Raw genomic sequence first — 21,425 nt, forward strand, 5'->3', positions numbered from 1 at the left:
GCGTGTCACCCCAGCCGGCCGAACGCGGCCCGCAGTCGGCGGGCGTCGCGCAACCGCCGTTCGTACGTCGCCCCCACCGCCAGCAGCAACAGGCCCGCCAGCGCCGGCGGCAGCCACCTGGGCAGCGCGCCGACGACCTGGACCACGTACGGGGCCAGCTCGTGCAGGGCCACCGCCGCGAGCGTCGCCCCGCCCAGCAGCAGCGGCGCCTGGAGCCGCTGCCGGGCGCCGACCAGCGTGAGGGCCAGCGACGCCAGACCCAGCAGCAGCGGCCGCTGCCACTGCGGGTCGCCCCAGGCCACGATCAGGGTGGGCAGCCCGGTCGCCGCCAGTCCGGGCCCGTACGCCGTCCAGGACGAGGCGGCCGGGTCCCGGCGCCGCCGTACGAAGCCCACCACCAGCGCCGGGACCGTCACGGGCAGCGTGTACGCCTCCGGCCAGGCCACCCCCGACGCGCTCAGCCGGACCCAGGTCGCGGCCACGAACAGCGCCCAGGCAGCCCAGCCCAGCCGGCGCCGGTCCGCACGGACCGCCGCGGCCGCGCACACCACCCCGGCCAGGGCCAGCGCCAGGGCCAGCGCCGGCCGATCGGGGGCCGCCAAGCCCAGGGCGAGTACCCCCGACGCGATCGACGCGGCCTCGGCGGGAACCCGTGCCGCGCCCCACCGGTGGCCGAACGCGACCACCGCGGCCGGCGCCGCCAGCACCGGCGGCGCCCACCACACCACCGCGAGGTCCGACAGCGCGCACAGGGCCACCACCAGCGCCGTGGCCCAACCCACGGCGAGCACCGCGGCCCCGGCCCGCGCCCATCCGGGTGCGGGCCGGTACGCCGCTCCCACCGCTCCGGCGGCCGTCAGGGCCCCCAGCACCAGGACCGTGGCCAGTCGGCCGTCCAGCGCCCCCACAGCCACGTTCCCGGCCCCGAGGAGCGCGCACGCGGCGGCCGCGATCCCGGGACCGGAGCCGCCGGGCCGGGGCCGCAGCGCAAGCGCCCCCACGGCCACCGTCACCGACAGTTGCGCCACGAGCACGGCCGCCGCCGGGAAGCCGAGCAGCACCGGGGCCGCGAACAGCCCGGCCCAGCCCAGGACCACCGCGAGCACCCCCGGCTCGGGCCGGGCCGGGAGCAGCCGGGCCGCCCGGGCGGCCGCACCCGCCGTCACCAGCAGCGTCACCGCCACCGCCGCGCCCGTACCGGGCCGGTCCATCTCCGGGGTCGTCGCCGCCCACACCTCGCCGAGCACCCGCAGCCGGGCCGACAGCGCCGGGACCACCGACGCCAGGGCCCAGAGCGCCGCCACCGCGGCCACGCCCAGCCCCGCGCGGACCAGGCCGCGCCGCACCGCCGCCGGGACCGAGGCCGCCCCCGACGCCGCCGGCAGGGTCAGGATCAGGGCCGCCGCCAGGTGCGCCGGCACCGCCCAGCCCGTGTCCCAGCGCGGGGAGAGCGGGCCGCCCGCCGCCACGACCGCGGCCAGACCGCCCGCCAGCGCGGCGGCGGAGGCCCGGGGCACCCGCCAGGCCACGGCCACGCCGAGCGCCGCACCCGCCGCGAGCAGCAGCGCCGGAGCCGACGCGCCCGGGTCGGCCGCCGACTCCACGCACCCGACTGCCAGCGCGGTCACGCCCAGCACGGCCCCCGCCGGCCACGCGGTCCGCGCCCGGGGCACCGTCATCGCCGCGACCACGTCGAGCGCGGCCGTCGCCAGCAGCGCCCAGCCGAGCCCCACCGGGTCCGCCGCGGAGGCGAGCGCCGCCAGCGGCAGCGGGAGCTGCGCCGCCGCCACGGCGACGGGCAGCGGCAGCCGCAGCCGGGGCAACGCGAACCCGTACCCGGCCCAGAGCGCCGCCAGGACGCCGGCCGCACCCGCCGCGTACGCGGTGCCGTCGACCGTCGACATCCCGACGGCGTGCACCGCGTACGCGTCCAGCACCGTCAGCAACAACCCCAGCGCGGCGACCGACTCGGCCGTGGACCGCAGCCCGCGACGCAGCAGCGACAGCGGCGCGACGAGCGCCCCCGCCGTCACCGCGGCCAGCACCGCGGCGCGCCCGGCGATGCCCAGGGAACCCCAGCTGACGAGCGTGAAGGCGAGCGCGGCCACCGAGAGCAGCACCGCGCCCAACGTCAGCAGCACGTTCTGAGCGCCCCGCCCCGAGGCGTCCTTGACGGGGAGCGAGGGCGGCGCGGGCGCGGGCGCCGCCGGCCACGGGGTCGGGGGCAGGCGCAGCAACCAGTCGCGGCGTGCCGTCAGATGGGCCCGACGGGCGTCGAGTCGGGCGAGTTCGCCGGCGATGAGCGCCAGTTCCTCGGCGGGCGACAGGGGCGTGTTCATGCTCGGAGTGTGGTGCCCGTCACGCGGCCGGGACATGGGCGGGCGTACTCAGATCCGCCTGAGTACCCCGGTGCGCGGAGCAGGGGCCGGGCGCCGGGAGCGGCCGGCCCGAGGCCCGACCGGAAGCGGTTTGAACAGACCCCGAGGCTCTTGTATTGTTCAGTCCGTTCCCGGGCGATTAGCTCAGCGGGAGAGCACTTCGTTCACACCGAAGGGGTCACTGGTTCGATCCCAGTATCGCCCACCGGGACAGGCCGGTCCGTCACAGACGGACCGGCCTTCCGCATTCCCGGCCGTCAGGCCGCGGCCCCCAGTTCCGGCCGCAACGGCCAGTGCGGATCCACCGACTCCGGAGTGCCCTGGCGGGCGAACCAGGCCTGGAGCCCCCGCGCCTGCGCCGCGTGCCACACCGCCTGGAGCGTGTGCAGCTCGGCCGGCGTCAGCCGCTCCAGCCGGCCCGCGAACCGGCGCCCGACCGCCCGGACGACCTCCAGCGAGGCCAGGGCGTCCGCCGACGCGTCGTGGGCCCCCTCCAGCTCTATGCCGTAGTGCTCGCACAGGTCCGTGAGCGTCCGACGACCCTTGCGGTAACGATCCAGGTGCTTGTCCAACACCCGCGGATCCAGCACGGTCAGCGGTCGGTTGTCCAGATAGCGCCCCAGCGACGACGCCCGGTGCCGGCGCAACTCCCGGTCCAACAGCGTCAGATCGAAGGGCGCGTTCATCACCACCACCGGCCGGCCCGCCACCTGCTGCTCCGCCAGCGCGCGGGCTATCTCCTCCACCACCGGCGCCGGCCACCGGCCGTGGCGCTGGAGGTGCTCGTCGGTCAGACCGTGCACTTCCGTGGCGCCCGGGGGTACCGGGACGCCGGGATTGACCAGCCAGCGCGTGGAGCGGACACGACCGCCCGCACACTCCTGCACGACGAGCGCGGCGGACACGATCCGGTCCTGCTCGACGTCCACTCCGGTGGTCTCCGTGTCGAATGCGGCCAGCGGGCCCTCATACCAGCGTGTCATGGCGAACTCCTCGTCCCCGGTCGGCAGGTGGGGCGCACCCGGTTCACGCCGCCCTTGCCCGAATCGGTGATACCCGGGCTGTTTGCCCCGTACGCCGTTTGCGACTCGTCTGCTACGGAGACAACTTCCCTGGGGGAACGCACGCATGACCGGTCGTCACCCCGACACCCTCACTCTGCGGAGCCCGGAAGGCATGGGGAGCCGGCCATGGCGCTCACACAGCCCGAACCGCTCGGGGTGCCGCCGGCGCGGATCGGTCCTCGGCCGGACGCGGGGACCGGACCGCTGCGCGGCACACTCGCCACCACCGCCTGCATGGAGACCCTCCAGGTGGGATACCTGCACGCCGTCGCGGCCGCCGCCGGCTGCTCGTTGTCCCAGCCCTTCCCGGACAACGGCATCGACTGGCACGTCAGCCACGGCGCACCCGAGCACGTCGTCGACGACGAGGTCACCATCAAGGTGCAGTTGAAGGCGACCTACCAGACACCACCGCGGCCGGCCGGGGCCACCTTCGGCTTCACCCTCGACAACGACCACCTCGTGAAGCTGGCGCGCACCCCCGTCGCCGTCCACAAGATCCTCGTGGTGATGCTCGTACCGAGGGAGCGCGAACAGTGGCTGGCCGCCGGACACGACCGGCTCGACCTGCGCCACTGCTGCTACTGGACCAACCTCGCCGGACAGCCCGTGACCGGCCGGCGCCGGACCACCGTACGGATCCCGACCGCGCGGATCTTCGACGACCGGGCGCTGTGCGAGATCATGACCCGGGTCGGGTCGGGAGGGACACCTTGATGGAACGGTACTCACCGCACCCGGAGCCGCTGACGCCCCCGGATCCCACCGCGTACGCGGTCGCCGCCACACCCGATCCCGCGAAGGTCGACCCCGCCGTGCTCGGCGCGCTGCTGCACCGGCACGGCTGGCTGCGGCGCGGCGGGGCCGCCGGTCGGTACGGGAGGTGGACGCCGCCCGGGCACCCGGGCACCAGCCTGCTCGTCCCCGAGAGCCGGACCTTCCCCGACTGCGCGGACCTGCTGGACGAGGCGTTGACCGCGTTGGCGTGCAGCGGGCTGCCCTCGGCCCGGGAGGTGCTGTTCGGGTTGAGCGTGCCGAGCGACGAGATCCGCTGGGAACGCGAGTTCCCCGAGGGGACGTACCCGGCGCAGGGCGCGGAGGCCTGGCCCGTACAGGACCAACTCCGCACGGCGGCCCGACAACTCCTGCTCGCCGGCGCCCTGGCGGCGCACGCCCGCGCCGGCTACTACGGGGCGCGGCACCGGGCGCAGGCCGAACGGGCCCTGGACGGGGTGCTGGTGGGACCCTCGCCCGGCGGCCGGCGACTCGCCGCGTACGTCCCGGTGGACGGCGGCAGGGGCATCACGACCCGGCTGCACCACGCGCTGCACGCGGCCCGCGAGGCCGTGGACTACCGGCGGGCCACCGGCGGCATGGAGGCCTTCGACGCGGCGGTGGAGGCCGGCGTCAGCCGGGAACTCGCCGACGCCCTGATCACCCTCGTACGCGGCTCGGAGGGGGCCCGGATCGCGCTCGCCTGGGCTCCGGCGGCGGGCGTCCCGGCAGGGTGCGCGACCCGGCCGGAGGCGGTGGAGTTCTCCCCGGGCGACCTGCCCGTGCTGCGCGAGGCGGCCGCCCGGTACACCCGGGACGAACCGGCGATCCCCGTCCGGTTGGCCGGGGCCGTGGTCCGGATGCGGCGCTCGGCGGCGGGCGGCGGCGGGACGGTGCGGCTGCGGGTGCTGTCGGGGGCGGAGGTGCCGTACGTACGGGCCGCCCTGGACGAGGAGTCGTACCGGGTCGCCGGGCACGCCCACCTGGTGGGACTGCCGGTCCGGGTCAGCGGGCGCCTCCAGCGGCGGGGCGGGTTCCGCAGGCTGACGGACGCGGTGGACGTGCGGCCGGTCCCGCTCGACGAGGTCGAACGGGACCGGCTGATGAAGTCGCTCGACGAGGCCTTCGACCCGTCGGAGGTGCTCCCCTCCGACGACTAGGACGCCGCCGGCGCTTGGTCGTCGGGGATCCAGGACCCGTGGATCATGGCGGGGACCCGGCGGGGGAGGTGGACGGTGGCGACCGGCGGGAGGGCGAGGTCGGTCGCGTCCAGGACGAGCAACTGCGAGGCGTCGGCGTTCAGATCGCTGACCACGGTCAGCAGGTAACCCGCGTCCTCGTCGCCGGGGCCCGCCTCGGCGGCCGGCACGAACACGGCCTCGCCGGGCAGCCGGCCGGTACCGAAGGGCAGGACCTGGCGGCCGCCGGTGCTGCGGTCGTACTTGACCAGACTGTGGTTGCCGACGCCGAGGTCGTCCGGGAAGGCCAGGGCGTACTGGTAGCGATGTTCCCGGCCCAGGTAGGCGTCGTTGATGGTGGGGAACTCCACGGTCAGGTCGTCCGTCTGCTCCTCGGTGACCCTCCCGGCGGCCAGGTCGACGGTCCAGCGCCGGCCGCGGGAGCCGGAGTTGGGCTCGGCGCCGCGATCGGGGGCGCCCACCCACCAGTTCCAGGAGCGCTGCCAGCCCGCACGGCCGACGGTCGGGCCCTCCACCACGATCCGGCCGTGCACGTCCTCGTACGCGTTGGCGAAGTGCATGCCGTAGCCGGGGGCGATCTCGAACCAGCGGATCCGGGCCGCGCCGCCCGCGCCCCGGGGCATCACCCCGATCCGGGAGACCTGATCCTCGCTCCAGCCGTACGGGATGCCGGAGTGCTCGGAGGAGTCGAAGGTCACCGATCCCTCCAGGAAGACGACGTGGTGCGCGGTCAGCGCGAAGTCGTGCTTCAGCGCCGCGCTCGCCCCCGGCACTTCCCGGCTGTCGAGGACCTTCCCGTCGGCCGAGGCCACGTGGTGGATCAGGAACGGCGGGAAGGGGGAGGAGGCGAAGAAGTGGAGCTCCCCGGTGACGGGGTCCTCCTTGGGGTGGGCGGTCATCGCCGACGTCAGCTTGCCGCCGAAGTCGTAGGCGCCCACGGTCTCCAGGTCGGCGGTGAGCTCGAAGGGCAGTGCGGCCTCGCTGAGGGCCAGCAGTCGTCCGGCGTGCTCGATCACGTGGGTGCCCGCGGTGCTCGCGGTCAGGTCGGGGCCGTGCTCGGTCATGTAGGGGGCGCCGTCCAGGGCGGGGGTGTGCACCCAGCGGTTGCGGTACCACTCGGCGCGGCCGTCGCGCAGCCGGATGCCGTGGACCATGCCGCTGCCCTTGAACCAGTGGGTGGGGGTGATGCCGGGCTTGGGGTTGTGGCTGTTGCGGAGCAGCCGGCCGGTCAGCTCGGGCGGGAGGGTCCCCTCCACCGTCAGGTCGGTCGCGGTGATCTCGTCGACCACGGGGGCGTAGTGGCCCGTCAGGTAGGGCTTCTTCGTGTCGGTCATCGTCTTCACTTCCTGGCTGGTCCGCACGGTGGGCCTCGGCTTTCGGCGGGTGGGGCGGGGCGGTGGCGGGGGGTGTTCGGTCGGCTTCGGCGGGCTTCAGCGGGCTTCGGCAGTGGTCTTGAGGAGGTGGAGCCACTCCTCCAGCGACTGGCGCAGAGCCGCGCCCAGTTCGGCGGGGCGTGCCTCGACGGGGGCACCCGCCCAGGACTCCTCGGTGCGGACGGTGACTCCCTCGGCGCTCTCGTGGAAGGTCCAGACGTGCACTCCGTCGATCCCGTGGGCGGGGCCGCCCCAGGCGATCCGCTCACCGGGCGTCACGTCGAGGACGGTCGAGGTGATGTCGAGCCCGTGGGTGAGCCAGCGGAAACGGGTGCCCGCGGCGAGGGGGCCCACGAACTCGACGCGGTCGATGCCGGTGTGCCAGTCGGACCAGCCGGCGATGTCGGTGTGCAGGGCCCACACCGTGGCGAGGGGGGCCACGACGGTGGTCTCCAGTCGGACGACGGCGGGGGCGTTCTCGTCGATCGTGGTGAGGCGGGTGTGGTTCGTGGTCATGACGGGTGCTCCTGAGTTCGGTCGGGAGGGGATCGTGAATAGTGTGTGTGGTTGACCACTCACTCTTTGGGCCGGAAGAAGGGCGGGCTCCGGGGCCCGCCCTGTTCCGTCGTTCGTCCTCGTGTTCGCCCCGCGTCGTCAGTAGTGTCGGACGCCGGCCGAGAGGGTTCGTGTCCACGGCGCGTCCACGGCCTGCGTGTCCATCGACACCAGCAGGTGGCAGAGCATGCCGATCGCGAAGAACCGTTGCACTTCCGGTTCGCTGCCGCCCGAGGCGCCGCGCACGTACTCCACGAGGCGGGCGTAGCCGGCCCGGACGGCGTCGCGGACCGCGGCCTCCGACACCGCCGCCGCCTGGGCGTGGGTGAGGACGAGCAGCAGGTCCTTGTCCGCGATCAGGTGGGCGTAGGCGTCGCCCATGGCGCTCAGCACCGCCTCGGGCGCACTGCCCCCGGCGTTCGCCGCACCCTCCTCCAGGCTGGCCCGCACCCGGGTGAAGCAGTGGTCGACGACCGCCGTGAACAGCGCCTCCTTGTTGGGGAAGAGCCGGTAGACGTACGACTGCGAGATGCCGGCGGCCTTGGCCACCTCCGTGGTCGTGGTGCCGAAGTAGCCGCGCGAGGCGAAGGCTCCGATGGCCGTGTGCAGCACCGTGTCGCGGCGTTCCTCCGCGGAGGAGAGCTGTCGACGTCGTTCCGTGTTCATGTGAGTAATAAACCACTCACACTTTTGGATGTCAACGGTTCGGGGGAGCCCAGGGAGCAGGATTGCGGGAGAACGAAGCCATCCGCAGCCCCGGGACGGGCTCGAAGTCCTCGCCGCGCAGGAAGCCGAGACGTCCGTACAGGGCCACGGCGGGCGCGTTCGCGGCGCCGGTGGTGACGGTGACGGGCCGGCCGGCCGGGATCCGCGCGCACAGCAGCGAGGCGATGCCCCGGCGGAACCAGGCCGGATCCACACACAACCGGTCGACGCACACGCCGCCGTCCTCCGCGTCCTCCCACGCGAGGAACCCGGCGATCGCGCCGTCCGGCGCGACGGCGCCGATCCAGTGCAGCGGCCGCTCCCGCATCTCGTCCACGCTCTCCCGCAGGGCGGGGATGCCGTCGAAGCCGATGAGTGCGGCCTCCACGGCATACGCCGCCCGACCCACGCGATGGACGGCGGCGGCGGTGGGGTCGTCGGTGAGGTCCAGCGGGCGGACGAGCACGTGCGGCATGGCGGTTCGCTCCAGGGGGTCGGGACGCGGCGAAACGGTACCCCGGCCGGTCATCGCCGAGGTGGGCGTCCGGCTCCGGCGAACAACCGTTTAGCGGTGGCGCCCCCCGGCTCGGTACGATTCAGCCGCGCAGTGTTCGCTCGCGCACCCCCTGAGTCAGGAGAGACCGGTGTCAGACGTCCGTGTGATCATCCAACGCGATTCCGAGCGGGACGAGCGCGTGGTGGCCACGGGCACTACGGCGGCGGAGCTCTTCGCCGGCGAGCGCACCATCGTCGCCGCGCGCATCGCGGGGGAGCTGAAGGACCTCGCGTACGAGGTGCAGGACGGCGAGACCGTCGAACCGGTGGAGATCTCCTCCGAGGACGGCCTGAACATCCTGCGCCACTCGACCGCGCACGTCATGGCGCAGGCCGTGCAGGAGCTCTTCCCCGAGGCCAAGCTCGGCATCGGCCCGCCGGTCCGCGACGGCTTCTACTACGACTTCGACGTCGCCCGCCCCTTCACCCCCGATGACCTCAAGGCCATCGAGAAGAAGATGCAGGAGATCCAGAAGCGCGGGCAGAAGTTCGCCCGCCGCGTGGTCACCGACGAGGTGGCCCGCGAGGAGCTCGCGGACGAGCCGTACAAGCTGGAACTCATCGGCATCAAGGGTTCGGCCTCGACCGACGACGGTGCGAACGTCGAGGTGGGCGGCGGCGAGCTGACCATCTACGACAACCTCGACGGCAAGACCGGCGAGCTGTGCTGGAAGGACCTCTGTCGCGGTCCCCACCTGCCCACCACCCGCAACATCCCCGCCTTCAAGCTCATGCGCAACGCGGCCGCCTACTGGCGCGGCAGCGAGAAGAACCCGATGCTCCAGCGCATCTACGGCACCGCGTGGCCGTCGAAGGACGAGCTGAAGGCCCACCTCGACTTCCTCGCCGAGGCCGAGAAGCGCGACCACCGCCGCCTCGGCACCGAGCTCGACCTGTTCTCCGTACAGGACGAGATCGGCTCCGGCCTGGCCGTCTTCCACCCGCGGGGCGGCGTCATCCGCCGCACCATGGAGGACTACTCGCGCAAGCGCCACGAGGAAGAGGGCTACGAGTTCGTCTACACCCCGCACGCCACCAAGGGCGCCCTCTTCGAGAAGAGCGGTCACCTGGACTGGTACGCGGAGGGCATGTACCCCCCCATGCAGCTCGACGGTGGTACCGACTACTACCTCAAGCCCATGAACTGCCCGATGCACAACCTGATCTTCGACGCGCGCGGCCGCTCCTACCGCGAACTGCCGTTGCGCCTCTTCGAGTTCGGCACCGTGTACCGGTACGAGAAGTCCGGCGTGGTGCACGGCCTGACCCGTTCGCGCGGCTTCACCCAGGACGACGCGCACATCTACTGCACCAAGGAGCAGATGGCGGAGGAGCTCGACCGCACCCTCACCTTCGTGCTGAACCTGCTCCGCGACTACGGTCTGACCGACTTCTATCTGGAGCTGTCGACCAAGGACCCGGAGAAGTTCGTCGGCTCTGACGAGGTCTGGGAAGAGGCCACCGCCGTTCTCCAGTCGGTCGCCGAGAAGCAGGGCCTGCCCCTGGTCCCCGACCCGGGCGGCGCCGCGTTCTACGGTCCGAAGATCTCCGTCCAGTGCCGTGACGCGATCGGCCGCACCTGGCAGATGTCGACCGTGCAGCTCGACTTCAACCTGCCGGAGCGCTTCAACCTGGAGTACACCGGCCCCGACGGCTCCCGTCAGCGCCCGGTCATGATCCACCGTGCGCTCTTCGGTTCCATCGAGCGCTTCTTCGCCGTGTTGCTGGAGCACTACGCGGGCGCCATGCCGCCGTGGCTGGCCCCCGTCCAGGCCGTCGGCATCCCGATCGGCGACGGGCACGTGGAGTACCTGCAGGAGTTCGCCGCCGAGGCGAAGAAGCAGGGGCTGCGCGTCGAGGTCGACGCCTCCTCGGACCGGATGCAGAAGAAGATCCGCAACCACCAGAAGCTCAAGGTCCCGTTCATGATCATCGTCGGTGACGAGGACATGGCCGCCGGCACCGTCTCCTTCCGCTACCGCGACGGTTCGCAGGAGAACGGCGTGGCCAAGGACGAGGCCCTGGCCAAGCTGGCCAAGGTCGTCGCGGACCGCGTCCAGGTCTGACCGACCCGGCGACACGTCAGGAAGGGGTCTCCCGGGAACTCTCGTTCCCGGGAGGCCCCTTCTCGTCCTCCCGGCGGAAGACCTGGATCAGCCAGGACGAGAACGAACCGGTCACCGCGCCCAGCAGGGCCACGCCGAAGACCATCATCACGACCGCGATCAGCCGCCCCACCGGGGACACCGGGGTGATGTCCCCGTAGCCCACCGTCGTCAGCGTCTGGCTCACCCACCACAGCGAGTCCCCGAAGGTGCGGATCGTGGAGCCGGGGATCAGCCGCTCCTCGTGGTAGACGCACAGCGCCCCCGAGAAGCCGAGCAGGACCGCCGAGAGCCCGGCGTACGTGATCACCCGCTCGTACAGCCCGCGGCGCGGGCGGTTCTGCCTGGCCTGGACGGCGTCGTGGACCTTGACCATCCGCAGGGGCCGCAACAGCGGCAGGATGACCACCAGGGTGTCCAGCCAGTGGAGCCGGACGAAGCGGTGCGGTTTTTGGCGGCTGAGCACCAGCCGGACCACGTAGTCGACGATGAAGCAGATCCACATCAGCAGGACCAGCAGTCCGGCGATGTCCCGCCAGATGTGGTCCGCCTTGTGGGCGAGGACGCGGACCGCGTATCCCGCGATGAAGATCAGGGAGGCGTAGAACAGCGGCAGCTCGGTCCGGCGTTCCCAGGCCTTGTCGCGGGGCTCGACATCGGGGTGCATGTGCCCAGCATCGTGGCGGAGGTGCCCGTCTTCGCCCCGGCGACACGCCCCGCGGGGGCAAGGTCATATGCTGCATCCCATGACGATTGAGCCGGAGCAGCAGATCGGTGTGGGCACGCAGGACGCGTTCCAGCGTCTGTGGACGCCCCACCGGATGGCCTACATCCAGGGGGAGAACAAGCCGACCGGTCCGGAGGCCGGGGACGGCTGTCCCTTCTGCGGGATTCCGGACATGTCGGACGAGGACGGGCTCGTGGTCGCCCGGGGCAGGCACGTCTACGCCGTGCTCAACCTGTACCCGTACAACGGTGGCCACCTGATGGTCGTCCCGTACCGGCACGTCGCCGACTACACGGAACTCGACGCCGCCGAGACCGCCGAGCTCGCCGACCTGACCAAGCGGGCCATGACCGCCCTGCGCAAGGCGTCCGGGGCGCACGGATTCAACATCGGCATGAACCAGGGCGCGGCGGCCGGCGCCGGCATCGCCGCGCACCTGCACCAACACATCGTGCCGCGCTGGGGCGGGGACACGAACTTCATGCCGGTCGTCGGCCACACCAAGGTGCTCCCGCAACTGCTCGCGGACACCCGCCAGATGCTCGCGGACGCCTGGCCCACCGACTGAGACGCGCCGGACGGCCGGGCCGGACGGCCCGCGCCGCCCGGCCCGGCCCACGCCTCCTGGCCCCGCCCGGGCCGACGCCTCGCGGCCCCCAGCCCTACGCGTCGTAGACGTCGGCCTTGCGCGGCGACGGCTCCTGGATCAGACCGCTCATGATCGAGGAGCGGTTGGTGAAGCGGTCGGTGTCCACGCCGTTCTCCTCCAGGACCTTGAACGCGGCGGTGTGCACCGACCGCAGGACCGGGGCCACGGTGCGCAGGGCGTCGTCCGCCATGAAGCGGTGGCGCCACATCGAGCCGGCCCACACGTGCCGCAACCCGAACGGCTCGGGCAGGATCAGCTTGCCGCCGAAGTACTCCAGGACCGGCGGGTACCAGGTCAACGAGGCCCGCACGGCCAGGCGGACCACCTCCGTCGCGTCCACCAGCGGGAGCTGTCGCTCCACCGTCTCCCAGAAGCGCACGGACTTGGCCACCTCGACCGTCTTGGGCGCGGACTTCGTGGTGAACAGACCGTGCACGGGGCCCAGGGAGTGGGCGGTGACGTCCACCCGCAGGGTCTTGTAGAGCACCGTGACGGTGACCAGCATGGTGATGACGAGCTGCCCGTCCCAGAGCGGGTACTGGATGCCCAGGTAGTGCCGGTTGCCGGCACTGAACTGCTGCTCGTTGCAGATCCGGGTGATCTCGTGCGGCTTCACCAGGAAGGTGTCCACGTCCTCGCCGGTGGGCCGGGCCACCTCGGCCGCGCCCTCGCCGATCGGGGTGACGATCCAGTGCTGGATCGACGCGGTCGGGAAGCCCCCGGTGTGCAGCGGGCCGCGCTCCAGCTTGCGGAGCTGGGTGTCGATCGCGCGTATGACGTCCCAACTGCGGAACGGGTGGATGTCGGCGCCCTCGGTCCTCGGGGTCAGCTCCTCGGCCATCTGCCAGCTGCCCCAGCGGGTGCCCATGCCGAGGATCCCCTTGGGGCCGGCGTAGAAGGCGGAGTTGCTGCGGTCCTCGGCGGTGAGCTTCGCCAACTGGTGGCGCAGGTCCTCGCGGGCCTTCTCGTCGGGGTTGCCCGGCACCGCCTCGGGGATCTTGGCGGCCACGCCCCCGCCGCCCAGCAGCCCGTCCCAGCGGGACCGCATGTCGACGGCGGTGGCCTCGCAGATCCGGCGGGCCAGGAACCAGCCCAGCGCCGGAGCGATGATCATCGCGCGCAGGTATATCCCGAGGAACCCGGTGAAGGGCAGCCGGAACATCAACACCGCCACCACGACGGCGACACCCACGAGCAGGGCGGTGACCAGCCACGACCGCTTGCCCTCGCCCTTGCCCAGGGACTTGCGGAGCTGGAACAGGCCCAGCCACAGCAGCAGCCCGGGCAGGAAGAGCACCCCGCACACCAGCACGATCGTGCGCAGCTTGCGGTCGCGCTCCTTGCGGATGCGGGATGCGGCCAGGCAGTGCTCGACGACGGTCTGCGGGTCGGCGCCGAAGGACTGGATGAGCGGCTTGCGGCCGGCGCCGAGGGTGCGCGCCTCGACCGCGCGGCAGAAGGCCTCGCCCAGGTTGGGTTCGAAGAGGGAGATCTTGGGTGCCTTGACCTTCGACTCGTGGAGGTCGTTGTTGGCCTTGAGGATCTCCTCCAGTTTGCCGTCGCGGTACGCGGCGGAGGCCAACGCGTTGGTCGCGGCGGTCTGCCCACCGCCTCCCTGGAGCGGAACCTGCGCCCCGGGCCTGAAGTCGAAACCGTCGTCCGCCACCGTTGCCCCCATCACCGTGCGCCTGTGCCCACTGCCGGCTCGCGCCGGCCGTCGTCCTGCCCCGCGCCGCCGAAAAGCTTATCGGCGCAGCCTGCCCCATGGTCATGGGACAGGGAAATACCGCCCACCGCAAGCGGGTTGGGTGGGCGGTCGCCACGGCGCTATGTCAACTACGTTCCCTTCTCGGCCTGTTCGCGAATCTTTTCCGCCAATTGTGGTGGCATGGGTTCGTGGCGGGCGTACGTGCGACGGAACCCGCCCGTGCCGTGCGACACGGACCGCAACTCCACCGCGTACCGGCCGATCTCGATCTCCGGGATCTCCGCGCGCACCCGGGTCCGACCCGGCCCGGCCTGGTCGGAGCCGACGACGCGGCCCCGGCGCCCCGCGAGGTCGCTCATGACCGGGCCGACGTACTCGTCGGGCACCAGTACGTCGAGTTCCGCGACCGGCTCCAGGAGGTGCAAGGTCGCCTCGGCGGCGGCCTCGCGCAGGGCGAGCGCGCCCGCGGTCTGGAAGGCGGCGTCGGAGGAATCCACCGAGTGCGCCTTGCCGTCGAGCAGGGTGATCCGTACGTCCACCAGCGGGTACCCGGCCGCGACCCCGCGCGCGGCCTGGGCGCGGACGCCCTTCTCCACGGACGGGATGAACTGGCGGGGCACCGAACCCCCGACCACCTTGTCGACGAACTCCACGCCGCTGCCGGCCGGGAGCGGCTCGACCCGGATCTCGCAGATGGCGAACTGGCCGTGGCTCCCGGACTGCTTGACGTGGCGGCCGCGGCCGGTGGCCTCGGCGCCGAAGGTCTCGCGCAGGCTGACCTTGTGGGGGACCGGGTCCACCTGGACCCCGTAGCGGGTCCGCAGGCGTTCGAGCACGACGTCCTGGTGGGCCTCGCCCAGACACCACAGGACGAGCTGGTGCGTGTGCGGGTTCTGCTCCAGCCGCAGCGTCGGGTCCTCGGCCACGAGACGGGCCAGCGCCTGCGAGAGCTTGTCCTCGTCGGCCTTGCCGTGGGCCTCGACGGCGAGGGGCAGCAACGGCTCGGGCATCGACCAGGGCTCCATCAGGAGGGGCCGGTCCTTGGCGGAGAGCGTGTCGCCCGTCTCGGCGCGGGTGAGCTTCGCCACGCAGGCGAGGTCGCCGGCGATGCACCGGCCGAGGGGCCGCTGGTGCTTGCCGAACGGGGAGGACAGGGCCCCGGTCCGCTCGTCCACGTCGTGGTCCTCGTGCCCGCGGTCCGCGAGCCCGTGGCCGGACACGTGCACCGTCGCCTCGGGGAGCAGGGTGCCGGAGAAGACGCGGACGAGGGAGACACGGCCGACGTAGGGGTCGGAGGAGGTCTTGACGACCTCGGCCACGAGGGGCCCGTCGGGATCGCAGGTGACGGCGGGGCGCGCGGAGCCGTCCGGGGCGGTGACGGCGAGCGGCGCGCGTTCCGCGGGGGTCGGGAAGCCGCCGGTGATCAGTTCGAGGAGCTCCACCGTCCCGAGGCCCTGGCGGGCACCCTCGGCCGCCGGCGCCGCCATCAGCACGGGGTGGAAGGTGCCCCGGGCGACGGCCCGCTCCAGGTCGTCCACGAGGGTCTTGACGTCGATGTCCTCGCCGCCGAGATAGCGGTCCATGAGGCTCTCGTCCTCGCTCTCCGCGATGATCCCCTCGATCAGGCGGGAGCGGGCGTCGGCGATGAGGGCGAGTTCCGCGGGATCCGGGTCGCGTTCGACGCGTTCCCCGGAGCCGTAGTCGTGCACGCGCCGGGAGAGCAGGCCGAGCAGCCCGGTGACGGGGGCGTGCCCGTCCGCGCCCGCGGGCCCGTGCAGGGGCAGGTAGAGGGGTACGACGGCGTCCGGGTCCTCGGCGCCGAAGGTCTCCCCGCAGACGCCGGCCATCTGGGCATAGTCGGACCGGGCCGCCTCCAGGTGGGTGACGACGATGGCCCGGGGCATGCCGACGGCCTCGCACTCGTCCCAGACCATGCGGGTGGCGCCGTCGATCCCGTCGGCGGCCGAGACGACGAAAAGGGCCGCGTCCGCTGCCCGCAGACCGGCCCTGAGTTCCCCGACGAAGTCGGCGTATCCCGGAGTGTCCAGGACGTTGATCTTGATCCCGCCCCATTCGACGGGGACGAGGGAGAGCTGGACGGACCCGTGGCGACGATGTTCGATCTCGTCGTGGTCGGAGACGGTCGAGCCGTCCTCGACCCGCCCGGCGCGATTGACGGCCCCGGCGGTCAGCGCCAGGGCCTCGACCAGGGTGGTCTTGCCGGCGCCGCTGTGGCCGACCAGCACGACGTTCCGTACGGAAGTGGGCCGGTCGGCCGTCAGTGCCCTGCCGGCGGCCCCGGCTTGGTGTGATGTGGCTCCCATGATGCTCGTGCCTCCCGGTGTCGCGGTGAGGAGGGTGATCGGGGTCCTTCGAGCTTTGCACCGGTGTCACACCACGTCCATACGTCGTACCCGGAGCCGTCCGGAGCACGACGAGCGGCCGGCTCGGGGCCGCGGTGGGTCCGGCGCGGGGGATTGTCCGGGGCGAACCGGTGGGTGCGCGGCACCCGGGGCGCGAGGCGCCGGCTACGATGGGCCAGCCGGCGGCCGCTGTGGCCGCACGGCCCAGCGACCCCCCGGGAAGGCCATGCTGAACAAGTACGCGCGTGCATTCTTCACGCGTGTTCTCACGCCGTTCGCCGCATTTCTCCTCCGTCGGGGGGTGAGCCCGGACGCCGTCACCCTGATCGGCACCGCCGGAGTGGTGGCCGGAGCGCTGGTCTTCTTCCCCCGGGGCGAGTTCTTCTGGGGCACGATCACCATCACCCTCTTCGTCTTCTCCGACCTGGTCGACGGGAACATGGCCCGTCAGGCCGGCGTCTCCAGCCGGTGGGGGGCGTTCCTCGACTCCACGCTCGACCGGGTGGCCGACGCGGCCATCTTCGGCGGACTCGCGCTCTGGTACGCGGGCTTCGGCAACCACAACGTGCTCTGCGCCGTGTCGATCTTCTGCCTGGCCAGCGGCCAGGTCGTCTCCTACACCAAGGCCCGCGGCGAATCGATCGGCTTGCCGGTGGCCGTCAACGGGCTCATCGAACGCGCCGAACGCCTGGTGATCACCCTCGTCGCGGCCGGCCTGTCCGGGCTGCAGACCTTCGGCGTCCCCTCCTGGATCGGGGTGCTCCTGCCGATCGCCCTGTGGGTGGTCGCGGTGGGCTCCCTCGTCACCCTGATCCAGCGGGTGGTCACCGTACGCCGCGAGGCGGCGGAGGCCGACGCGGCCGAGGCTGCGGCCGAAGGCGGTGCCGCCTGATGGGCGCCGCACAGGACAAGCTCGTCGACGGGCTCTACGGGCTCGGCTGGGCGGGCGTGAAGAAGCTCCCCGAGCCCGCCGCGGTGGCCCTCGGCCGCCGCATCGCGGACTACGCCTGGAAGCGGCGCGGCAAGAGCGTGCTGCGCCTGGAGTCGAACCTGGCCCGGGTGGTCCCGGACGCGACCCCCGCGGCCCTGCGCGAACTCTCGCGGGCCGGCATGCGCTCGTACATGCGGTACTGGATGGAGTCCTTCCGACTGCCGACCATGGACCCGAAGCGGTTCGGCACCGACGTCGAGATGAAGGACGACCACGTCCTGCGCGAGGCGCTGGCCACCGGACGCGGGGTCGTGGTCGCCCTGCCGCACCTCGCGAACTGGGACCTCGCCGGCGCCTGGGCCACCGGCCACATCGGCGTGCCGTTCACCACGGTCGCCGAGCGGCTCAAGCCCGAGAGCCTCTACGACCGCTTCGTGGCCTACCGGGAGAGCCTCGGCATGGAGGTGCTGCCGCACAGCGGCGGCGCCGCCTTCGGCACCCTGGCCCGACGGCTCCGCTCCGGGGGACTGGTCTGCCTGGTCGCCGACCGGGACCTGTCGGCCTCCGGCGTCGAGGTGGACTTCTTCGGCTCCACCGCGCGCATGCCGGCGGGACCGGCGCTGCTGGCCCAGCAGACGGGCGCGGCGCTCCTCCCGGCCACCCTGTACTACGGGGACACCCCGAAGCTGTACGGCCGGATCCACCCCGAGGTGTCCGTGCCGAAGAACGGCACCCGGGTCGAGAAGACGGCCGTCATGACCCAGGCCCTCGCCGACGTGTTCGCCGGGGGAATCGCAGAGCACCCCGAGGACTGGCACATGCTGCAGCGGCTGTGGCTGGACGACCTGGAGGAACGCGCGCAGTGAAGATCGGCATCGTGTGCCCGTACTCGTGGGACGTACCGGGCGGCGTCCAGTTCCACATCCGTGACCTCGCGGAACACCTGATCCGCAGCGGCCACGAGGTGTCGGTGCTCGCCCCCGCGGACGACGAGACCCCGCTGCCGCCCTACGTGGTCTCGGCGGGACGCGCGGTCCCGGTGCCGTACAACGGGTCGGTGGCCCGGCTGAACTTCGGCTTCCTGTCCGCGGCCCGCGTACGACGCTGGCTGCATGACGGGGTCTTCGACGTGATCCACATCCACGAACCGGCCTCGCCGTCCCTCGGCCTGCTGTCCTGCTGGGCGGCCCAGGGACCCATCGTGGCCACGTTCCACACCTCCAACCCCCGCTCGCGCGCGATGATCGCCGCGTACCCGATCCTCCAGCCGGCACTGGAGAAGATCAGCGCCCGCATCGCGGTGAGCGAGTACGCCCGACGGACCCTCGTGGAACACCTCGGCGGGGACGCCGTCGTGATCCCCAACGGTGTCGACGTGGACTTCTTCGCCAAGGCCGAACCCAAGGCGGAGTGGGGCGGCCAGACCCTCGGCTTCATCGGCCGGATCGACGAGCCCCGCAAGGGCCTGCCCGTGCTCATGGCGGCCTTCCCCAAGATCGTGGAGGCCTGCCCCGACGTACGGCTCCTCGTGGCCGGCCGCGGCGACGAGGAGGAGGCCGTGGCCTCGCTGCCGGCCGACCTCCGTTCCCGGGTCGAGTTCCTCGGCATGGTCTCGGACGAGGACAAGGCACGACTGCTGCGCAGCGTCGACGTGTACGTCGCCCCCAACACCGGCGGCGAGAGCTTCGGCATCATCCTCGTCGAGGCCCTCTCGGCCGGGGCCGCGGTGCTGGCCTCGGACCTGGACGCCTTCGCGCAGGTGCTGGACCAGGGAGGCGCGGGCGACCTCTTCACCAACGAGGACGCCGACTCCCTCGCGGCGGGCGCCATCGCCCTCCTGCGGGACCCGGAACGCCGGGCGGAACTGAGCACCCGCGGCTCCGCGCACGTGCGGCGCTTCGACTGGTCGACCGTGGGAGCGGACATCCTGGCCGTCTACGAAACGGTCACCGACGGCGCGGCGGCGGTCGCGGAGGACGAACGGGTCGGCCTGCGCGCCCGACTGGGCTTCTCGCGGGACTAGGCCGTCTCTTTCGGATCTTGTCGGTCCGGGCCCGGCCCGTCGGGCCGCGAAAGGTAGAGTCGCGGCCCGTGATCGAAACCCTTGTCTGGATTGCCCTGGGCCTCGGCGTCATCGGGGTCTACCTCAGTTGGACCGCCGGCCGGCTCGACCGACTGCACTCGCGGATGGACGCCGCCCGGGCCGCCCTCGACGCGCAGCTCGTGCGGCGGGCGTCGGTGGTGCTGGAGGTGGCCACCTCGGGCGTGCTCGACCCGGCCTCGTCGCTGGTGCTGTACGAGGCCGCGCACGGGGCCCGCCAGGCCGAGGAGGAGCACCGCGAGGTGGCCGAGAGCGAGCTGAGCCAGGCGTTGCGCGCGGTGTTCTCCGACGTGGACCCGGTCGAGGTGCTGAAGGCCGCGCCCGGTGGCGCGGAGGCCACCGAGGAGTTGGCGGCGGCCGTCCGCCGGGTGCCGATGGCCCGCCGCTTCCACAACGACGCCGTCCGGGCGGCCCGCGCACTGCGCAGGCACCGCAAGGTCCGCTGGTTCCGATTGGCCGGACACGCCCCCTTCCCGCTCGCCTTCGAGATGGACGACGAGCCCCCGGTGGATCTTGCGGAACGGCCGTAGGCGGCCCCACTTGTACCCAATGGCCAAATCGGAAGGAGCCACCGGCTCCTCATTGGCCCTTGCAGTGGACTGGTCGTGGGGGGTTTGCTCAGCGCAGTACCACCGCAGCACCCGTCTTCCTTCGAGTGAGGTCAATCCGTGAGCACGCTTCCCTCCACCCCGCAGTCCACTGAGTCCGCGATCGGCACGTCCCGCGTCAAGCGCGGCATGGCCGAGCAGCTCAAGGGCGGCGTGATCATGGACGTGGTCAACGCCGAGCAGGCGAAGATCGCCGAAGACGCCGGCGCCGTGGCCGTCATGGCCCTGGAGCGGGTCCCCGCCGACATCCGTAAGGACGGCGGAGTGGCCCGGATGTCCGACCCCAACATGATCGAAGAGATCATCGAGGCCGTCTCCATCCCCGTCATGGCCAAGTCCCGCATCGGCCACTTCGTCGAGGCGCAGGTGCTCCAGTCCCTCGGCGTCGACTACATCGACGAGTCCGAGGTCCTGACCCCGGCCGACGAGGTCAACCACTCCGACAAGTGGGCCTTCACCACCCCCTTCGTCTGTGGCGCCACCAACCTGGGCGAGGCCCTGCGCCGCATCGCCGAGGGCGCGGCCATGATCCGTTCCAAGGGTGAGGCCGGCACCGGCAACGTCGTCGAGGCCGTTCGTCACCTGCGCCAGATCAAGAACGAGATCGCCCGCCTGCGCGGCTTCGACAACAACGAGCTGTTCGCCGCCGCCAAGGACCTGCGCGCCCCGTACGAGCTGGTCAAGGAGGTCGCCGAGCTCGGCAAGCTCCCGGTCGTGCTGTTCTCCGCCGGTGGCGTCGCCACCCCGGCCGACGCCGCGCTGATGCGCCAGCTCGGCGCCGAGGGCGTGTTCGTCGGCTCCGGCATCTTCAAGTCCGGCGACCCGGCCAAGCGCGCCGCCGCCATCGTGAAGGCCACCACCTTCTACGACGACCCGAAGATCATCGCCGACGCCTCCCGCAACCTGGGCGAGGCCATGGTCGGCATCAACTGCGACACCCTCCCCGAGTCCGAGCGCTACGCCAACCGGGGCTGGTAACAAGCATGAGCAGCACCCCCGTCATTGGTGTCCTGGCTCTTCAGGGCGATGTACGGGAGCACCTGATCGCCCTGGCCGCGGCGGACGCCGTGGCCAGGCCGGTCCGGCGTCCCGAGGAACTCTCCGACGTCGACGCCCTGGTGATCCCCGGCGGCGAGTCCACGACCATGTCGAAGCTCGCCGTGCTGTTCGGCATGCTGGAGCCGCTGCGCGAGCGCGTGCGGGCCGGGATGCCGGTCTACGGCACCTGCGCCGGCATGATCATGCTCGCGGACAAGCTCCTGGACGGCCGCGAGGACCAGGAGACGCTGGGCGGCATCGACATGATCGTCCGCCGCAACGCCTTCGGGCGGCAGAACGAGTCCTTCGAGGCGCGGATCGACTTCGCCGGCATAGCGGGCGACCCGGTCGAGGGTGTCTTCATCCGCGCCCCGTGGGTAGAGTCGGTCGGCGCCTCGGTCGAGGTGCTCGCCACCTACGACGGTCACACGGTCGCGGTTCGGCAGGGGAACGTGCTGGCCACGTCCTTCCACCCGGAACTGACCGGCGACGACCGTGTTCACGCGTACTTCGTCGACATGGTGCGCGCGGGGCTGTAACGGCGTCCCGGTAGGATCTGAGGCGAACACTGTTGGTGACGCGAAGGAGACAG

19 protein-coding genes and 1 tRNA gene are annotated in these 21,425 nt (G+C 72.4%); 11 read left to right on the plus strand and 9 right to left on the minus strand.

Annotated features, from left to right (window positions below; translation table 11 throughout):
- Positions 1-5: 5 nt before the first annotated feature.
- Positions 6-2,339 (minus strand): SCO7613 C-terminal domain-containing membrane protein, encoded by a 2,334-nt coding sequence (locus OG906_RS27360; RefSeq protein WP_329446555.1) that lies wholly within the window; start codon positions 2,337-2,339, stop codon positions 6-8.
- A gap of 172 nt (positions 2,340-2,511) precedes the next feature.
- On the opposite strand from OG906_RS27360, the gene OG906_RS27365 reads away from it, so the two are divergent.
- Positions 2,512-2,583 (plus strand) — tRNA-Val (locus OG906_RS27365).
- 52 nt (positions 2,584-2,635) lie between these two features.
- Here the strand turns inward: OG906_RS27365 and OG906_RS27370 are convergent.
- A complete protein-coding gene (locus OG906_RS27370; RefSeq protein WP_053684397.1) occupies positions 2,636-3,361 on the minus strand; it encodes a 3'-5' exonuclease in 726 nt (241 codons plus the stop codon).
- A 207-nt stretch (positions 3,362-3,568) separates the two neighbouring features.
- Here OG906_RS27370 and OG906_RS27375 point away from each other — a divergent pair, with 207 nt between their 5' ends.
- Together OG906_RS27375 and OG906_RS27380 are read left to right on the plus strand one after the other, a co-directional pair.
- Positions 3,569-4,159 carry a DUF4365 domain-containing protein gene (locus OG906_RS27375; RefSeq protein WP_329446557.1) on the plus strand — a complete coding sequence of 197 codons (591 nt, stop codon included), beginning with the start codon at positions 3,569-3,571 and terminating at the stop codon, positions 4,157-4,159.
- Positions 4,159-5,376: a hypothetical protein gene (locus tag OG906_RS27380; RefSeq protein ID WP_329446559.1), complete on the plus strand. Its 1,218-nt coding sequence runs from the start codon at positions 4,159-4,161 to the stop codon at positions 5,374-5,376. Before OG906_RS27375 ends, OG906_RS27380 begins: the two co-directional genes overlap by 1 nt.
- Here the strand turns inward: OG906_RS27380 and OG906_RS27385 are convergent.
- From OG906_RS27385 to OG906_RS27400, 4 genes are all read right to left on the minus strand, one after another.
- Positions 5,373-6,749 (minus strand): carotenoid oxygenase family protein, encoded by a 1,377-nt coding sequence (locus tag OG906_RS27385; protein ID WP_329446561.1) that lies wholly within the window; start codon positions 6,747-6,749, stop codon positions 5,373-5,375. The two genes, OG906_RS27380 and OG906_RS27385, sit on opposite strands and share 4 nt — an antisense overlap.
- 96 nt (positions 6,750-6,845) lie before the next feature.
- A complete protein-coding gene (locus OG906_RS27390; protein ID WP_329446563.1) occupies positions 6,846-7,304 on the minus strand; it encodes an SRPBCC family protein in 459 nt (152 codons plus the stop codon).
- Positions 7,305-7,442: 138 nt separating this feature from the next.
- The gene (locus OG906_RS27395; protein ID WP_329446565.1) at positions 7,443-8,009 is read right to left on the minus strand and encodes a TetR/AcrR family transcriptional regulator; all 567 of its coding nucleotides are present in this window, start codon (positions 8,007-8,009) and stop codon (positions 7,443-7,445) included.
- 31 nt (positions 8,010-8,040) lie between these two features.
- On the minus strand, positions 8,041-8,523 hold the full coding sequence (locus OG906_RS27400; RefSeq protein WP_329446567.1) for a GNAT family N-acetyltransferase: 483 nt from the start codon (positions 8,521-8,523) through the stop codon (positions 8,041-8,043).
- 169 nt (positions 8,524-8,692) lie between these two features.
- Between OG906_RS27400 and thrS the strand changes: the two genes are divergently transcribed.
- Positions 8,693-10,669: a threonine--tRNA ligase gene (gene thrS, locus OG906_RS27405; RefSeq protein WP_329446569.1), complete on the plus strand. Its 1,977-nt coding sequence runs from the start codon at positions 8,693-8,695 to the stop codon at positions 10,667-10,669.
- 16 nt (positions 10,670-10,685) lie between these two features.
- On the opposite strand, the gene OG906_RS27410 is transcribed toward thrS, so the two are convergent.
- A complete protein-coding gene (locus OG906_RS27410; protein ID WP_329446571.1) occupies positions 10,686-11,375 on the minus strand; it encodes a potassium channel family protein in 690 nt (229 codons plus the stop codon).
- Positions 11,376-11,442: 67 nt separating this feature from the next.
- Here OG906_RS27410 and OG906_RS27415 point away from each other — a divergent pair, with 67 nt between their 5' ends.
- Positions 11,443-12,003 (plus strand): HIT family protein, encoded by a 561-nt coding sequence (locus OG906_RS27415; protein ID WP_053676661.1) that lies wholly within the window; start codon positions 11,443-11,445, stop codon positions 12,001-12,003.
- A 94-nt stretch (positions 12,004-12,097) separates the two neighbouring features.
- Here OG906_RS27415 and OG906_RS27420 read toward each other — a convergent pair whose 3' ends face one another.
- Both OG906_RS27420 and OG906_RS27425 read right to left on the minus strand, forming a co-directional pair.
- Positions 12,098-13,750 carry a hypothetical protein gene (locus tag OG906_RS27420; protein WP_329446573.1) on the minus strand — a complete coding sequence of 551 codons (1,653 nt, stop codon included), beginning with the start codon at positions 13,748-13,750 and terminating at the stop codon, positions 12,098-12,100.
- 170 nt (positions 13,751-13,920) lie between these two features.
- Positions 13,921-16,116: an elongation factor G-like protein EF-G2 gene (locus OG906_RS27425; RefSeq protein ID WP_329446575.1), complete on the minus strand. Its 2,196-nt coding sequence runs from the start codon at positions 16,114-16,116 to the stop codon at positions 13,921-13,923.
- A gap of 265 nt (positions 16,117-16,381) precedes the next feature.
- On the opposite strand from OG906_RS27425, the gene pgsA reads away from it, so the two are divergent.
- From pgsA to pdxT, 6 genes are all read left to right on the plus strand, one after another.
- Positions 16,382-17,047 carry a phosphatidylinositol phosphate synthase gene (gene pgsA, locus OG906_RS27430; RefSeq protein ID WP_329446578.1) on the plus strand — a complete coding sequence of 222 codons (666 nt, stop codon included), beginning with the start codon at positions 16,382-16,384 and terminating at the stop codon, positions 17,045-17,047.
- A complete protein-coding gene (locus tag OG906_RS27435; protein ID WP_329446580.1) occupies positions 17,047-17,952 on the plus strand; it encodes a phosphatidylinositol mannoside acyltransferase in 906 nt (301 codons plus the stop codon). Before pgsA ends, OG906_RS27435 begins: the two co-directional genes overlap by 1 nt.
- Entirely contained in the window at positions 17,949-19,109 is a 1,161-nt protein-coding gene (locus OG906_RS27440; protein ID WP_267797475.1) for a glycosyltransferase family 4 protein, read from the plus strand. The genes OG906_RS27435 and OG906_RS27440 overlap by 4 nt, the downstream gene beginning before the upstream one ends.
- 68 nt (positions 19,110-19,177) lie before the next feature.
- Positions 19,178-19,717 carry a hypothetical protein gene (locus tag OG906_RS27445; protein ID WP_267797474.1) on the plus strand — a complete coding sequence of 180 codons (540 nt, stop codon included), beginning with the start codon at positions 19,178-19,180 and terminating at the stop codon, positions 19,715-19,717.
- Between the two features lie 138 nt (positions 19,718-19,855).
- Positions 19,856-20,773 (plus strand): pyridoxal 5'-phosphate synthase lyase subunit PdxS, encoded by a 918-nt coding sequence (pdxS, locus tag OG906_RS27450; RefSeq protein ID WP_329446583.1) that lies wholly within the window; start codon positions 19,856-19,858, stop codon positions 20,771-20,773.
- A 5-nt stretch (positions 20,774-20,778) separates the two neighbouring features.
- Positions 20,779-21,372: a pyridoxal 5'-phosphate synthase glutaminase subunit PdxT gene (gene pdxT / locus OG906_RS27455; protein WP_329446584.1), complete on the plus strand. Its 594-nt coding sequence runs from the start codon at positions 20,779-20,781 to the stop codon at positions 21,370-21,372.
- Positions 21,373-21,425 lie beyond the last annotated feature (53 nt).

It is taken from the genome of Streptomyces sp. NBC_01426 (genome assembly GCF_036231985.1).
In the GTDB taxonomy this organism is placed as follows: domain Bacteria; phylum Actinomycetota; class Actinomycetes; order Streptomycetales; family Streptomycetaceae; genus Streptomyces.